The organism is Klebsiella pasteurii, assembly GCF_018139045.1.
GTDB lineage: Bacteria > Pseudomonadota > Gammaproteobacteria > Enterobacterales > Enterobacteriaceae > Klebsiella > Klebsiella grimontii.
Genome location: NZ_CP073236.1, coordinates 2,749,856 through 2,764,244, shown reverse-complemented (window position 1 = coordinate 2,764,244; position 14,389 = coordinate 2,749,856). Strand labels below are relative to the sequence as shown.

General features: G+C 57.0%; 14 protein-coding genes. All 14 read left to right on the top strand.

What is annotated here, in order from left to right; all coding sequences use genetic code 11:
- Window positions 1-19 precede the first annotated feature (19 nt).
- Window positions 20-763 carry a fimbrial biogenesis chaperone gene (locus KCG39_RS12930; RefSeq protein ID WP_004124233.1) on the top strand — a complete coding sequence of 248 codons (744 nt, stop codon included), beginning with the start codon at window positions 20-22 and terminating at the stop codon, window positions 761-763.
- An 18-nt stretch (window positions 764-781) separates the two neighbouring features.
- The gene (locus tag KCG39_RS12925; RefSeq protein WP_049115114.1) at window positions 782-1,411 is read left to right on the top strand and encodes a fimbrial protein; all 630 of its coding nucleotides are present in this window, start codon (window positions 782-784) and stop codon (window positions 1,409-1,411) included.
- Window positions 1,411-2,463, top strand: coding sequence for a fimbrial protein (locus tag KCG39_RS12920; protein WP_004124226.1), 1,053 nt, complete (start codon window positions 1,411-1,413; stop codon window positions 2,461-2,463). The genes KCG39_RS12925 and KCG39_RS12920 overlap by 1 nt, the downstream gene beginning before the upstream one ends.
- A gap of 9 nt (window positions 2,464-2,472) precedes the next feature.
- Window positions 2,473-3,021: a fimbrial protein gene (locus tag KCG39_RS12915; RefSeq protein ID WP_049115111.1), complete on the top strand. Its 549-nt coding sequence runs from the start codon at window positions 2,473-2,475 to the stop codon at window positions 3,019-3,021.
- A 22-nt stretch (window positions 3,022-3,043) separates the two neighbouring features.
- Window positions 3,044-3,715, top strand: a complete 672-nt coding sequence (locus KCG39_RS12910; protein ID WP_004124220.1) for a helix-turn-helix domain-containing protein — start codon at window positions 3,044-3,046, stop codon at window positions 3,713-3,715.
- 104 nt (window positions 3,716-3,819) lie between these two features.
- A complete protein-coding gene (locus tag KCG39_RS12905; protein WP_004124217.1) occupies window positions 3,820-4,029 on the top strand; it encodes a DUF4762 family protein in 210 nt (69 codons plus the stop codon).
- Between the two features lie 70 nt (window positions 4,030-4,099).
- Window positions 4,100-4,768, top strand: a complete 669-nt coding sequence (locus KCG39_RS12900) for a DsbA family protein (RefSeq protein WP_004124214.1) — start codon at window positions 4,100-4,102, stop codon at window positions 4,766-4,768.
- A gap of 2 nt (window positions 4,769-4,770) precedes the next feature.
- Window positions 4,771-5,721 (top strand): lysophospholipid acyltransferase family protein, encoded by a 951-nt coding sequence (locus tag KCG39_RS12895; RefSeq protein WP_004124211.1) that lies wholly within the window; start codon window positions 4,771-4,773, stop codon window positions 5,719-5,721.
- A gap of 9 nt (window positions 5,722-5,730) precedes the next feature.
- Window positions 5,731-7,842, top strand: coding sequence for a peptidase domain-containing ABC transporter (locus tag KCG39_RS12890; protein WP_142446843.1), 2,112 nt, complete (start codon window positions 5,731-5,733; stop codon window positions 7,840-7,842).
- A complete protein-coding gene (locus tag KCG39_RS12885; protein ID WP_004124205.1) occupies window positions 7,839-8,999 on the top strand; it encodes an efflux RND transporter periplasmic adaptor subunit in 1,161 nt (386 codons plus the stop codon). Before KCG39_RS12890 ends, KCG39_RS12885 begins: the two co-directional genes overlap by 4 nt.
- A complete protein-coding gene (locus tag KCG39_RS12880; RefSeq protein WP_004124203.1) occupies window positions 8,999-10,942 on the top strand; it encodes an ABC transporter permease in 1,944 nt (647 codons plus the stop codon). Before KCG39_RS12885 ends, KCG39_RS12880 begins: the two co-directional genes overlap by 1 nt.
- Window positions 10,939-12,336 carry a TolC family protein gene (locus KCG39_RS12875; protein ID WP_004124201.1) on the top strand — a complete coding sequence of 466 codons (1,398 nt, stop codon included), beginning with the start codon at window positions 10,939-10,941 and terminating at the stop codon, window positions 12,334-12,336. The genes KCG39_RS12880 and KCG39_RS12875 overlap by 4 nt, the downstream gene beginning before the upstream one ends.
- Window positions 12,323-13,576, top strand: coding sequence for a beta-ketoacyl-[acyl-carrier-protein] synthase family protein (locus KCG39_RS12870; protein ID WP_004124198.1), 1,254 nt, complete (start codon window positions 12,323-12,325; stop codon window positions 13,574-13,576). The genes KCG39_RS12875 and KCG39_RS12870 overlap by 14 nt, the downstream gene beginning before the upstream one ends.
- Window positions 13,573-14,379 (top strand): MaoC family dehydratase, encoded by an 807-nt coding sequence (locus KCG39_RS12865; RefSeq protein WP_142446842.1) that lies wholly within the window; start codon window positions 13,573-13,575, stop codon window positions 14,377-14,379. The genes KCG39_RS12870 and KCG39_RS12865 overlap by 4 nt, the downstream gene beginning before the upstream one ends.
- Window positions 14,380-14,389: the final 10 nt, after the last annotated feature.

Below are 14,389 nucleotides of genomic sequence, written 5' to 3'. Positions count from 1 at the left end.
CAGTAATAAAAGGCCAAAAATGAGCATAACAAGCAACAAACTCTGCTGGATAGGCGTTCTGATGCTGGCGGCGGTAAGCGGTACCGCGCAGGCGGGGGTTTCGCTGGATCGCACGCGTCTTATCATCACCGGTAAAGATAGCTCGGCGAGCGCCAATTTAACCAACACCAGCCCGGATATTCCGTTCCTGGCGCAATCGTGGGTGGAGGATAGCAAGGGTAACAAGATCACCTCTCCGCTGGTGGTGCTGCCGCCTCTGCAGCGGATTAACGGCGGGCAAAAAGGGGTGGCGCGGGTTACCAAAACTGACGGTATTAATCAATTGCCGCAGGATCGGGAAAGCCTGTTTTATTTAAGCGTGCGCGAAATTCCGCCCAAGCCGGATAAAGCTAACGTCCTGCAGTTAGCCATGCAGTCGCGGATTAAATTATTTTTCCGCCCGACCGCCATTATTCCCAAAAGCAAAAGCGAGATTTGGCAGGACCAGGTCGTCTTTCAAAAGAGCGGCAATAAGATGACTGCGCAAAACCCGACGCCTTACTACATCACCATTATTAGCCTGTCCCGCGTTAAGGGTGAAAAAATCACTAAGTTCCCGGGAATTATGATTGCGCCGAAGTCCAGTCTGGAGTTCAGCGTGACCGATGGCGGCGTTAGAGATTTTGCGATGATGTACGTGAACGATTATGGCGGACATCCAGAGCTGAAGTACCGCTGTGAAGGAAACACCTGTAAAGCGCTGCCGCCATCGCAGCAAGGGTAATTAAAGAGGAACCTGATGATGAAAACGCGCCTATCGCTTTTAGCACTGTTTGTATTCGGTATCAGTATGCCAGCGCTGGCCGACGCTGATATTCCGCTACAGCCGCAGCACTACAACCAGGATCATCAGGGGGAAGATGGCGGTAACGTGATATTCAATGGCTCCGTTTATGCCTCGCCGTGCGTGCTGGCGCCGCAGAGCCGCCTGCAGATTATTGAGATGGGCGAAATCAGCGCCCGTCGTTTCCATCAGGCCGGCGATCGGAGCCAGCCGGTGCTGGTTCGCGTCGAGCTGAGGGATTGCCTGAAAGGCGCATCGCAGGCGCGCGACAGCATCGCCTCACGGACGACGGGTAGCAGCAAGCATCTCTACACCACCGGCGAGCAGGCGGTTCAGCTCACCTTTATCGGCGAGTCGGATGAGCATAATCGCCAACTGCTGCGCCTGACCGGCAGCATCTCAGGAGCCGGTATTCGCCTGCTAGATGTCAAAGAGCGGGCGCTGGATATTAATCAAACGCAGCCGCCGTTTATCGTGAAAACCGGCGACAGCAGCCTGACGTTTATTGCCGTGCTGGAATCGACCGGGCGAAACGTGACCGCAGGAAACTTTAGCGGACTGCTGCGTTTAAAAATGGAGTATCTCTGATGGCGACGAGGGTTATCGGGCGGAAATCTTGCATCACGCTATTACTCTGCGGCGGCTTATTCTCTCTCGACGCCAGCGCGGCGGTGGAAGGGGAAATTACGCCGGTTGGCGGACCTAAAATGTACAATATCGACGTCGCCAACCAGGATATTACCAATAACAGCATTGGGGCGACGATTCCTTATGTCTTTTCATTGGGCGGACAATATTCTGGTATCGCCAGCTGCACTATTCCAATGGAAGACCAGGCGATTTATTACTCTGCGACCGCCTCGCTGCTGCAGCAGGGCAGCTCGCCGGGGTATTTAAAACTCAATGATTATATGGATGTGAAAATTGAGATTTATATCCGCGGCCAGCGCATGGAATATCTTCCGGTCCCTTTTAATAATGAGTCAAATCAGGCTTATCAAAATAAATGCGTACCGCCAACTACCCAGTTTAACAACTTCGAGTCCGGCGCTCAGGGGCGGGTAACGTTTATGATCACCAAGCCGATTGTCAACGGCGTTAACCTGCTGGGTACTGAAATCGCCAAGCTTTATGGGCGCCTTGGGAATTACAGCGCAGGGATGGGCAGCACTCCAATGTCAATTGTCTCGATTAATTCCGGAGTCATTACCGTTCCGGATAAATGTATTGTCAACTCAGGATCGCCGATCGTCGTTGATTTTAATACCATCCCCAGCGCGGGCTCGCTGCTTAACGGCAGCAATTACAGCCAGTCCGTGCCGATTCAGGTGAAGTGCGAAGGGGGGAGTTTCGCCACCGGCAATTTAAATATTCGCCTCGGAATTCAGCAGGCCAATACCGCCAGTTTTAACAGCGATTATTTAGGCACCACCGGCGCCGTCGACCGCTCCAATCTTGGCATTATCCTGAAAGATTCCAGCGGCAGTTTAGTCGCCGCGAATAAGTTTTATGACGTGCCGGGTTTTAATAACAATCAGGGAACCTGGAATTTGACCGCCGCGCCGATTGCCAATGCCGGAACCAACGTTCTCGAAGGGGATTTCCAGGCATCGGCCACCGTGGTCGCTGAGTTTCAGTAAGGGGACAGCATGCGTCAACTCATCGCATCAATGATACTCATATGTTCGCTACCCGCGGCCGCTCCTGCGCATGCCATCGGGGAACTGATCGGCGGCGATTTAAACTTCAAAGGAACCGTCGTTGCCCATGGTTGCAGTATTGTGCCTTCATCAAAAAACATCACCGTGGATTTTGGCCAGATTTCAACCCGCACGCTTTATGCGGAGGGAAAATCGCAGCCCAAAGCGTTTGTTATTGAACTCCAGGATTGCAGCACCGATGTTTTTAATTCCGTCACCGTGACCTTTAGCGGGACGGAAAATGCCAATATGAGCGACCGCCTGGCGATTACGCCGATCGCGCCGCAAACCGCCAGCGGTATAGGCATTGGTTTTGAAGAAAGTAACGGCACTGCGATTTTACTCAATACGCCGACGACCGCCGTCGCGATTTCCGATGCCAACATGCAGCTAAATTTTAAAGCGTTTGTTGAAGGGGAACCGGACGCCTTGAGTAACAAAACCCTGGAAACCGGCGCCTTCCAGGCAACAGCGAATTACACCCTTAATTACCAGTAGAATAGATCAAGGATGATGATAAATGAGCCGTCGTTTCTTTCTCTACGATAAAAACATCTTTTTCGCCGAAGGCGTGCGTTCTGTGGTTGACGATCTTGCCATGCATGAAGGCGACTGCGCGTTCACAAGGCTCGACCATTTCTCTGAGTTGATTAACACCCTGCGTCTGCCTAAGCAGAAAGATGAACTGCGCTGGGTCCTCTGCGATGTCGACAGCTTGCCGGACGAGCGTTTTAACGCGCTTTACACCATTAAAGAGCACTACTGCCGGGAGAATCAGCAACTGGTTATTTTATTAAGCGAGAACAATATTTCTCTGTTCTTTGCGCTGCATTCGCTACTTCCGGAGGCAAGTTGGTTATTAAAAAATGAATCGCTGGATAACTTTTTTAAATTTATTGAAAATGCGGACGCTATGGTGGCAAAGCAGATCTTTTTTAGCCGCTCGTTAATTAACTATACTCGGCAGAAATGGTTAGCCAGAGATTTTAATAACAGTATCTCCAGTGATGACTGGTGGTTAATGGAAGAAATATTCAAAGGGAAATCATTGTCACAAATTTCCTCTGAACAAAAAATTGATGTTCGTCGCCTGAGCCGCTGTAAACGGGGGCTAATGAAAAAGTTAAACGTTAAAAACAACGTAGAGCTGTTTAATATTTTCAAGTGCATCGTCGCCACCCCCTGCGTATAGCAGCGTATAAATTCTGACATCGAAAGAATTACTGGCAGGTATCTAAGCCAGTAGGTAAGTGTAAGAAGAATACATTTTAATATAAATAGTTAAGGATCTAACAAATGCAAAAATTAAGTATGATTGAAGCATCAGCGATTATTGGTGGATGCTGCAAGGAAACTTGCACCAGCTCGTATGAGACCGTGGTGGTGGGCGGTGTTTCAACCTGTAAACAAGTAACCACCTGTACCGATAAGCACGGCAACTCAACCGTGACCATGAAAGATGCGTCCGACGGTATGTGCGTAGTGCCGAATCGCATCCGTCAGTAATTTCTGCTGCGGTATATGGAGGGGAAACCCTCCATATATTTCTCCGTCGTTTTCGCGAGCCTGGTATCAAATGAAGATAAAACCTATTACCGCTGTTGGCTATACGTTTCTGGTGGCATTAATTTCGTCGCTGATTACCGTGCTGTGCTATCACATTTTTGTATTTAATACGTTTGCATCGGACAGCAGCGAGCCTTCGGCCCTGCGGGAAATTGACAGCGCAATCGTTGCCAGTAGCCCAATAAAACATGACAGCAGCATTATTGAAGTGATGTCCTATGGCTGTCACTACTGCGCGTCGAACGAGGAAGATATCGAAAAATTCGCTGCCTCATTACCGGCGGAGAGTACCTTTGAAGTTATCCATATCACCGCCGAAAGAAACGGTCTGGCAATTTATGCGCCGGTTTTTGCCACCCTCGAAGTCATGGGTATTGAGCGCCAGATGCGCGACCAGGCTTTCAACGCGGTAATGACCCGTGGAGTAAATTTAGCTGATGATGAAGCGCTTAACGGCTGGCTGAAAAAGAACAATATTGATGTCGCGAAATACCATCAGTTACGCCAAAGCAAAGCCGTGGCCGAGCGTCTGGAATATATGGCCAAAATCACCGAACTCTATGATATTAACGCGACGCCGCTGTTTATTGTGAATAAAAAATACGTCGTGGCGAAGGATCGTCAATTTCCTGAGTTTGCCGATTATATGCGCCAGCTGTTAACTCAGGACAAGGAGTAAGCGTGACGCGCTTTCTGATCGTCTGGAGCGTCTTCAGCGTAAGAAAATGGTCCGCACAGCTGAGCTGGCGCTATCGGCCCTTTACCGGCTACGGCCAAAAGGTGGTGCGTTGGGTCATGCGTTTCATCCCTATGCCGCTGCTGTTGCTGACGGCTCGCGCGCTATGCAGGCTGCGTCTATTGGGGGGGCAATACCGCGGGCGCACCGCCGTGGCGACGCAAAACTACCGCTGCCTGACGGGGGCTGATGGTCGAATCGATGCCGCATGGATAGCCATGCGCCGCCAGCTGCTGGAGATGGGGGCAACCTGGGGACAACACCCGGCCACCCTGGCCCAGATGCAGGCATGCACGCGAGCGCTTGATGCCGTTGTCGCCCCGCTGGCGGCGCAAAAGATCCCGGTCGTTCTGGCGCCGCTGCACTGCGTTTCCGATATTTTAGCGGCGATGGTCGGGGCCGGCGTGACGCCGGGGAAGGCCAGCGTGGTGGTCTCTTCCAGCGCGGAGAGCTATACCGTCGCCAGCCGTAAAATGGGCGGCGTCGCGCTCTCTTATTGCTCCATCCACCAGGATAATACGTCGCTTGCCAGCGAGCTTATGGCGTTAATGAGCAACGTATCGGAAGGGCGGGAAAATATGATTATTTTCCCCGATATTCCTGCCGATTATACCGTGCAGACCCCTGAAGCGCAGTCCGGAAAAATAAGCTGCCGGATCTTTGGCCGCCCGGCGAAATTGCATAGTGGGGTACAGCGCTTTTCTCGCATCGTATCGGCGAAGGTGGTTTTTTATCACCTCTATTATCAGCAGGGGATAAAAATAAAAATCTATTCCCCACTGGCGCCAAAAGAGGTTGCGGCGAATCTACCGTCGATGCTTGAAAACACCCTGCGTGATTATCCGCAGGATTGGCTTTTATGGCACAGCCATTCGCTCTATTTTATTAATCACTGACCCATCATCATGAAAAAGATTATCCCTGATATGGTTTTCCAGGAAGAGACCAATGAATGCGGTCTCTCCTGTATTGCGATGCTGGCGCAAACCCAGAATATTCAGTGCTCTCTCCCGGCTTTGCGGGAGATTTTCCCGGCCTCCGACCATGGGACATCGTTAAGCGATTTATCCGTTATCCTGCAACAGCTCGGCATCGCCACCGCGCCGGTGTTGTTCGATCACGATGAAATCCATGCGCTGCCGTTCCCCTCCATTTTGCACTACGGCGCCAGCCACTATGTCCTGCTGGCCTGGCGAAAAGGGGATTACGTCTGCGTCATGAATCCGGCGATTGGCCAGCAGTGGCTGCCTTTCTCGGCGTTGAAAAAAGAGATAAGCGGCTACGCGCTGATCCTTGAAGAGTCTCCCGGCGTTATTGATCAGCAGGCGCCTGTTATTGCCGGCGCGCAGCAGGAGATGCCGCGGGCGATGAGCCTGAAGGAGACCGCGGCTGTGCCGGGCATTTATAAACTGATGCTCTTGACCTTCCTGGTGTCGCTCACGCTGTTTTTAATGCCGACGATGGTCAGCCGGGCGATCAATCAGGCCTTCTCTGACGTTCAGAATACGTCGTTTCCTTATTTATGGTTCATCCTCGCTTTTGTCATCTCCACGCTGTTAGCGCTGGGCGTCAGGGTCATTAGCGAGCGTTTTATCCGCCGCTTTGTCCTGCTGAAGAGCGATATCGGTTTTTCCCGCTTACTCAATAATCCGCTGCATTTTTTTGAAAAACGCGCGCCGGGGGATGTGTTCAGCCGCTTTATCGCCTGGCAGGGCGGGATGCTGCAAAAAATCGAGCTGGATAACGGCCTCCGCTCGGACTGGATCATCTGCGTTATCGCTATCGGCATTATGTTCTGGATCTCTCCGGTGCTGGCGCTGATTTCCGCCGTGGGCATTGTGGCGATGGGGCTGATTAGCGTCTGGGCTATCTTTCGCGACCGCTGGTATACCCAGCAGCTGCAGCTGAAAAGCGCGACGCTGAATGACTTTTTTATGGAAACACTACAGGGCGTGTTAACCATCAAAACCGCCGGGCTGGAAACGCAGCGTAAAGCGCAGTTTGCCCGCCTGTCCCATGACCTTTTCACCTGCCTCCAGCGGCAGAAAGTCTACCAACAGGTCAAAGAGGGACTGTATCAGCTGACCGGCAGCCTTGAGATGGTGGTCTTTATGCTGGTGGTGCTGCCGCTGGTGCACGCCAGGCTTATCTCTCTGGGCGACTTTTTCGCCTATAGCTTTTTACGGCAGATTTTTACCTCCTACGTCACGCGCATCTTCTATGCCGTGATTCGCAAATCACAGCTGCACGTGATCGATACCCGCGCGCAGGGCCTGTTTACCCGCCATGAGCTGGCCGCGCCCCTGTTTGCTTCGCTCAGCGGTGGGACGGTTCCGCGGCTGGCGTTTGAGCAGGTGAGCTTTCATTACAGTCCGCAGCGTCCGGTGCTTAATGCCGTCGATCTCGCGCTGGAGCCCGGCGATCGGGTGGCGATCGTCGGCGATTCCGGCGCCGGTAAAAGCACCTTGCTGCGGCTAATGGCCGGTCTTTTTTCCGCACAGCATGGACGAATTCTGCTGAACGGCGATGAGGCGAGCGCGCAGCAGCTGGCGTCTCTGGTGTGGCTGCAGAGCCAGGAAGACATCCTGTTTAACGCCTCGGTGCTGCAAAACATCACCCTGTTTGACCCGTGGTACAGCGACGGCGATCGCGGGCGGGTGGAAGCCCTGGTCAACAAAATGGCGCTGGGACCGGTGGTTCAGGCGCTGCCGGGAGGGATGGAAGCGCTGATCCGCGAAAGCCATTCGGCGCTCTCGTTAGGCCAGCGCCAGCGGCTGATGCTGGCGCGGGCGCTCTACAGCACTCGACCGATATTGCTGTTCGACGAGCCGACCGCCAATCTTGATGATGAAACCGCGGAAACGGCGATCGCCGCGCTGTGTCAGCACTGCCGCGAGCATGGCAAGACGCTGATCGTGGTGACGCACAGCGAATCGATCCTGCATCATTTCACGCGGGTTTATCGTCTGAATGAAGGCGAGCTGCACGATATCGCACAGGGAGAGGTGGGCCAATGAAGACAGGACTATTACGCCGCCGTAAGACGTGGCTGTTGGCGTTGGTCGCGATCCTCGCCGTTATCGCCGCTGTTTTTTACCCGCGCGCGTTTCCGGCCCAGGCCGAGGCGCTCGATACCGTGGCGCTCGATCGCGGGGATATCGAAAAGGTGGTGCTGGCGAGCGGGATTATCAAACCCGCCGTCCAGGTGAACGTCGGCGCCCAGGTGAGCGGTCAGCTGCGCAAGCTGTACGTGCGACAGGGCGAACGAGTGCGCAAAGGGCAGCTGCTCGCCGAAATCGACCCGACGCTGCAGCTTTCCGACTTACGCAACGCCACCGCGCAGCTGGCCAGCGCCAGAGCGCAAAAGCTGGCGTCCGAGGCCACGCTGGTGCAGTACCGCAAAGCGCTGGCGCGCGAGCGGGCGATGAACCGCGATGGCTCCGGGGTGAGCAGCGATCTTGAGCAGGCGCAGGCGCAATATGCTGCGCAGGTTCAGCAGATCGCGGTCAATGAGGCGCAGATAGTGCAGGCGGAAATGAGCGTGCAGACCGCCAACGCCAATCTCGGCTATACCCGCATTCTCGCGCCCATGGATGGCGAAGTGCTGGGCATCGTCACCCGTGAAGGGCAAACCATCGTCTCCTCGCAAATTGCGCCGACCATTCTGGTGCTCGCCGATCTCGATAAAATGCAGGTCCAGACCCGCATTTCCGAAGCCGATATCCAGAAAATCCATCCGGGACAGCCGCTGTGGTTTTACGTTATTGCCGATCCGCAGACGCGTTACGAAGGGGAGCTGGGCTATGTCCAGCCCGCGCCGCAGGAGGCGCTGGAAGATCAAAACGCCGGCGCTTCCGCCGGCAATCAGCAGAGCAGCGCCATTTACTATAACGGCACCTTTGAGGTGGATAATCGCCAGCGATTGTTGAAAACCTCGATGACCGCCCAGGTGTTTATCCGTATCGCGCAGGCGAAAGATGCGCTGCGCGTGCCGGTTGCCGCGCTGGGGCGTTCGCTCGGCGATGAGCGCTACCTGGTGATGGTGCAAAAGGAGAACGGCAGCGAGGAGCGAACCGTCCGTATCGGGATTAACGACCGCCAGTATGCGCAGGTTCTTGAAGGGTTGCAGCCCGGCGAACGGGTGGTGATCCCCCAGGACGCGGGGTCTGTGTGATGGTTAAGCCGTTAATTATGCTGAACAACGTCACGCGTCATTTTGTTGCCGGGACGCAAATTATTCCGGTGCTGAAATCCGTCTCCCTGACCATTATGCCCGGCGAAATGGTGGCGATTATGGGCGCTTCCGGCTCGGGTAAATCGACGCTGATGAACATTATCGGCTGTCTGGATAAGCCCAGCGGCGGTGAGGTGTATATCAACGACATCGCCATCCACCAGGCTGATAGCGCGGCGCTGGCGGAGCTACGCAGCCGCTGGTTGGGGTTTATTTTTCAGCGCTACCACCTGATGCCTTATTTGACGGCGGAAGAGAATATTGCCATCCCCGCGCTCTATACCGCGATGCCCGCCGCGGAACGCCAGGCGCGCATTGCGCTGCTGGCAGAAAAGCTGGGCATTGATGGGCGCTTACAGCATAAACCCGCGCAGCTTTCCGGCGGCCAGCAGCAGCGGGTCAGCGTCTGTCGGGCGCTGATCAACGGCGCGCAAATTATTCTCGCTGATGAACCCACCGGGGCGCTGGATAGCGTCAGCGGCCGGGCGCTGATGGACGTTCTGCACCAGTTGAACGCCGACGGGCACACGGTGATTATCGTGACCCACGATCGCGAGGTGGCGCAGCAGGCGCAGCGGATCGTCGAGATCAGCGATGGGCAGGTGGTCGCTGACCACGCCTATAGCGCGCGGGATAACCGTGACGTCCAGCGGCTGCCCGCGGTACAGGATAACGGCCGGGCTTCGCTATCGCGCAGTATCGGCGAGTCGGTGCGCATGGCCTGGCGCTCACTGCTGGGGCATCGGATGCGCGCCTTTCTGTCGATGCTGGGGATTATCATCGGCATTTCGTCCGTGGTTTCCTCAATGGCGGTGGGAGAAGGCGCCAGGCAGAGCATCATGAACGAGATCGGCAAGCTGGGTAATACCACGCTTGAAATCCGCCCCGGCACCGGCTGGGGCAGCAAGCGCACGGATATGGAGCGGGCGCTGTCGCTGGACGATATCGCCAGCCTCGGCAAGCAGCCCTGGGTGCTGGGGGTATCGCCGATCGTCTCCAGCATGACCACCGCGGTGCGCCGGGGTTTTGATTCCTCGATTATTCTCTCCGGGGTTTCCGCCGACTATTTCTCACTGCAGGGGATCCGTTTTCTGCACGGCAACGGCTTTACCCGCCGCGATGTCGACGATCGGGAGCCGGTACTGGTGCTGGATGAAACCAGTAAAGAGACGCTGTTTCCCGGCAATGAAGATCCGCTGGGCAAAATTGTGCAAATCGCCGGCGCGCCGTGGCGGGTGATCGGTATCGCCAGCAAGCCTGGGCCGAAGGTGGTCAGCGGATTTATGTCGGCCTGGATCCCCTATACCTCGCTACTGCAGCGGATTTCCGGCGACAAGCCGCTGGAGGCGCTGACGCTGCGCTTTCAGGAAACCCTGTCGCCGCAGGATGCGGCGCGCCGTGCGGAAAGGCACCTTATCCGCGAGCACGGCAAAAAAGATTTCTTTGTCCAGACCGACGAACAGCTCGCCAAAGCGCTGCAAAAAACCTCCGACTCCATGTCGCTGCTGATCACCGCGATTGCCGCTATTTCATTGCTGGTCGGCGGCGTCGGGGTGATGAACATCATGCTGGTTTCGGTAACCGAACGTACCCATGAGATTGGCATCCGGCTTTCGGTCGGCGCGCGCCCCTCGGACATCATGCATCAGTTCTTAATTGAGGCGGTGATGATCTGCGCCCTCGGCGGGCTAACGGGCGTTTTAGGATCCTGGGCCGCCGGCAATCTGTTCGCCCTGCTGACGCAGGAGTTTTCCATGGTCTTCACCTGGCTGCCGGTAGCGATGGCCTGCGGCTTTTCCGCCCTGATTGGCCTGACGTTTGGCTATTTTCCAGCGCGCCGGGCGGCGCGGCTGAACCCTACGGAGGCGCTGGCCCGCGAATGAGACCGCTGACATTATTACCGTTCATTGTATTGCTAACGGGCTGCGGCAATTTGACCCGTAGCGACTATCAGCGCCCGCTGCTGTCAGTGCCGGAAAGCTGGCAGCGGACGGAGGGGCAAAGCAACGCGCTCCCGCCGGAGAAAGCGCCACGCTGGTGGGATCGTTTCGGCGACCAACGCCTATCGCGGGTGGTGGATCAGGTGCTGGAAAGCAACAATGATCTGGCCGCTGCCGCCTTAACCCTTAAACAGGCGCGCCTTTCCGCCGGGCTAACCCAGACCAATATCAGCCCCGACGCGACCCTGAGCGGCACCGGCAGTAACTCAAAGCCGCTGAACAGCGGCGGGTCGCAGGAGAGCTATAGCGCCTCACTGTCCCTGAGCTATGAGCTGGATCTGTGGGGCAAGCTGGCGCGGATCCGTGAACAGAGCGAATGGGAGGCGATAGCCAGCGAGCAGGACTACCGGGCGACGATCCTCTCGACGATTGACACCACCGCGCAGCTGTACTGGAACATCGCGCTGCTGAATCAGCAAATGACCTGGCAGGCGGCGAGTCTGGACATCGCCAGACAGACGCTGGCGCAGATTGAGTCCTGGCAGCGAGCGGGGAAAGTGGGCCTGCTCGATGTGCTGCAGGCGCGGCAGACGATCATCAGTCGCCAGAATCAGCTGCTGAGCCTGAAGCAGCAGCGGGCGATTTCCCGCAACGCGCTGGCGCTGCTGCTCAACAGACCGCCTGCTCAGCACACCGATGAGTCCTCCTCGCTGGATGTGCGTCAGCATATCGCCATTGCCAGCAGCACGCCGCTGGCCGCGCTAGCCAGTCGGCCGGACCTGCAGGCGGCGGAATCCCGCCTGCGGGCGGCGCTGGCGGGCTCAGATGCCGCGCGGCTGAGCTTCTATCCCACGCTGTCGCTGCAGGGAACCCTGAGCGCCGGTAGCCAGATCTTTCACCAGTGGTTTAACGACCCGCTGCGCACCGTGGGCAGCAGCGTTTCTGCGCCCTTTATCCAGTGGAACACGGTACAGCTCACCGTCGAGCAGGCCAGCGTGAAGGTGCAGCAGGAGGCGGTTAACTTTCGCCGCACCGCCTATACCGCGCTATCGGAGGTGGATAACGCGATGGAGAAGCGGCTGAACGCCGATGAGCAGCGCGAACGCCTGCTGCAATCACTGCAGCTGGGCGAACAGCGCCTGGCGCTCACCGGGAGCCGCTACCGCTCCGGAGCGGTGGATTATCAGACCCTGCTGAACGCCCAGGATGCGCTGCTTGATGTACAGAACAGCCTCGCGCAAAACCAGTACGACTATCTTTATGCCACTTTGCAGCTTTGGCTGGCGCAGGGAGGCAATTACCCGCAACAGAGGACATCCCAGAATGAGTCACAGTAACTCCCCTTATCGCGTGGTGATAACCGGCTATGGCGCGGTGACTCCCCTTGGCGATAGCGCGGCCGAAAGCTGGCAGGCGATCGTGGATTATCGACGCGGTTACCGCTATGTGGATCTCTCGGCTAACGGCATTCACACGCATTTCATTGGTCAGGTGGAGAACGAACCCAGCCTCAAGGGCGTACCTGCCGCCATTCGCCGGCGTCTGCCCCGTCACGCGCGCCTGGCGCTGGGCGCCGCGCGGGAAGCGATAGCGATGGCCTTTGCTGGCGAAGCCCCCACCGGCTTTTACGATCCGCTGATGTGCGGCGCCATCATCGGTTCCGGTTGGGCGGGGCTCGATGAAAGCTACCTCGCGGTACCGGAGTTCGAGAAAACAGGCGTTGCATCGCCTTTCAGCTGCTTCTTTTCCATGCCGAACGTGACCACCGCGGCCTGTAGCCAGCTTTGGAATTTACGCGGTTATCAGAATACCCCGGTCGCCGCCTGCGCCACCGGCACTATTGCTATTGGCGAGGCCTATGATGCGATTCGCTTTGGCCGCGCCAGCATGATGCTCGCCGGCGCCGGGGAGTCGTTAAACAGCGTTTGCGCCATCTGGAATATTGATGTGCTCGGGGCGCTGAGCCGGGAAACGGAATCGCCGGAACGGGCCAGCTGCCCGTTTAGCCTGCAGCGCAGCGGATTTGTGCTTTCAGAGGGCGGAGCGGTGCTGTGTCTGGAAGAGCGCGAGAGCGCCCTCGCGCGCGGGGCGACGATCCTGGCGGAAGTCACCGGCTACGCCAATTTTTCCGACGCGGTGGATTTTACCTCCCCGGCGGAAGACTGCGTGGCCCGCGAGCAAACTATCCGTTGGGCGCTGCGCGCCGCGGATCTCCAGCCCGCCGACCTCGACTATATCAACGCCCACGGTACCTCCACGCCGCTCAACGATATTAACGAAACGCGGTCGCTGAAAAAGGCGCTGGGCGACGAGGCGTATCGCATCCCGGTCTCCAGCACCAAAGCCTACTCCGGGCATCTGATCGCCGCCGCGGGGAGCTTCGAGACCATCGTCTGTCTGCAGGCGATGGCGGCGGGGCTCATGCCCGCGACGGCGCATTTAACCCAGCCAGACCCGCAGTGCGATCTCGACTATATCGCCGAAGGGCATCGTCAGGGTGAGATCCGCCGGGCGCTAAATCTGAGTTTTGGTTTCGGCGGCGCGAACGCCGCGCTGGTACTGGAGAAGCACGCGTGACGCGGCTGCGCTATACCCTTGCGGACGCCAGGCAGTGGGCGGCGTTTTCCGGCGACGATAACCCCATTCACTTCGACCTCGCGGCAGCGCGCGCGATGGGCGACGGCCGGCTGAGCGTCCACGGCATGCGCGCGCTGCTCGACGTGAAGCGCGACGTCCAGTTGCGGCTGACGAACCCACCCTCCGGTCCTGAACGTTACCTGAAATGCGTGGTTCGCCTGCGCAGGCCGCTATGGTGCGATAGCGACTGGCTGCTAACTCCCGGCGCCGCGAAAAATCGCGTCTTGTCCGCCGCGTTGGTCAGCAGCCCGCAGGATGATGAAGTCTGTTTGTCATGCCAGATGAGCCTCGCCGCCGGGCCGGAATCGCTGGTGGGTAAGCAGCCCAGCGGCGTTGCGCCAAAGACGCTGCTCGCGTTGCAGTCCCACTTCAACAGCACATGGCCCGACCTGGCGCAGTGGCAGTTTCTTGACGCGCTGCTGTTTCGCCAGCTTATTAACGATCCCGCGCTGCTGCGTCAGGAGAACATCGCGGCCCTGCTCGGGCCCGGGGAAACCTCATTGCAGCAAATATTTACCCGCTATCCGGTGCTGCAAACCCACCAGGAGGTGGTATTCGATGCTCGTCTTGCGGGCAAAGCGACGCCGATCTGGCCCGAATCACTAACGCTCTGGCTGCTGCCCTCGCTGGTGGTCGGCCAGGTTGAGCAGGGCGCGCTGGTACGCATCGCGGCGGCGGCGCAGTTGGATAATCTGATAATGACCAATATGGTCACGCTCAAAGTTGGCCCAATGACGAATTGATAATTAAGGA

Excerpts from the sequence above, each read along its gene's own strand:
- KCG39_RS12930 (WP_004124233.1), top strand. The coding sequence starts at position 20 with ATGAGCATAACAAGCAACAAACTCTGCTGGATAGGCGTTCTGATGCTG.
- KCG39_RS12925 (WP_049115114.1), top strand. The coding sequence starts at position 782 with ATGAAAACGCGCCTATCGCTTTTAGCACTGTTTGTATTCGGTATCAGT.
- KCG39_RS12920 (WP_004124226.1), top strand. The coding sequence starts at position 1,411 with ATGGCGACGAGGGTTATCGGGCGGAAATCTTGCATCACGCTATTACTC.
- KCG39_RS12915 (WP_049115111.1), top strand. The coding sequence starts at position 2,473 with ATGCGTCAACTCATCGCATCAATGATACTCATATGTTCGCTACCCGCG.
- KCG39_RS12910 (WP_004124220.1), top strand. The coding sequence starts at position 3,044 with ATGAGCCGTCGTTTCTTTCTCTACGATAAAAACATCTTTTTCGCCGAA.
- KCG39_RS12905 (WP_004124217.1), top strand. The coding sequence starts at position 3,820 with ATGCAAAAATTAAGTATGATTGAAGCATCAGCGATTATTGGTGGATGC.
- KCG39_RS12900 (WP_004124214.1), top strand. The coding sequence starts at position 4,100 with ATGAAGATAAAACCTATTACCGCTGTTGGCTATACGTTTCTGGTGGCA.
- KCG39_RS12890 (WP_142446843.1), top strand. The coding sequence starts at position 5,731 with ATGAAAAAGATTATCCCTGATATGGTTTTCCAGGAAGAGACCAATGAA.
- KCG39_RS12885 (WP_004124205.1), top strand. The coding sequence starts at position 7,839 with ATGAAGACAGGACTATTACGCCGCCGTAAGACGTGGCTGTTGGCGTTG.
- KCG39_RS12880 (WP_004124203.1), top strand. The coding sequence starts at position 8,999 with ATGGTTAAGCCGTTAATTATGCTGAACAACGTCACGCGTCATTTTGTT.
- KCG39_RS12875 (WP_004124201.1), top strand. The coding sequence starts at position 10,939 with ATGAGACCGCTGACATTATTACCGTTCATTGTATTGCTAACGGGCTGC.
- KCG39_RS12870 (WP_004124198.1), top strand. The coding sequence starts at position 12,323 with ATGAGTCACAGTAACTCCCCTTATCGCGTGGTGATAACCGGCTATGGC.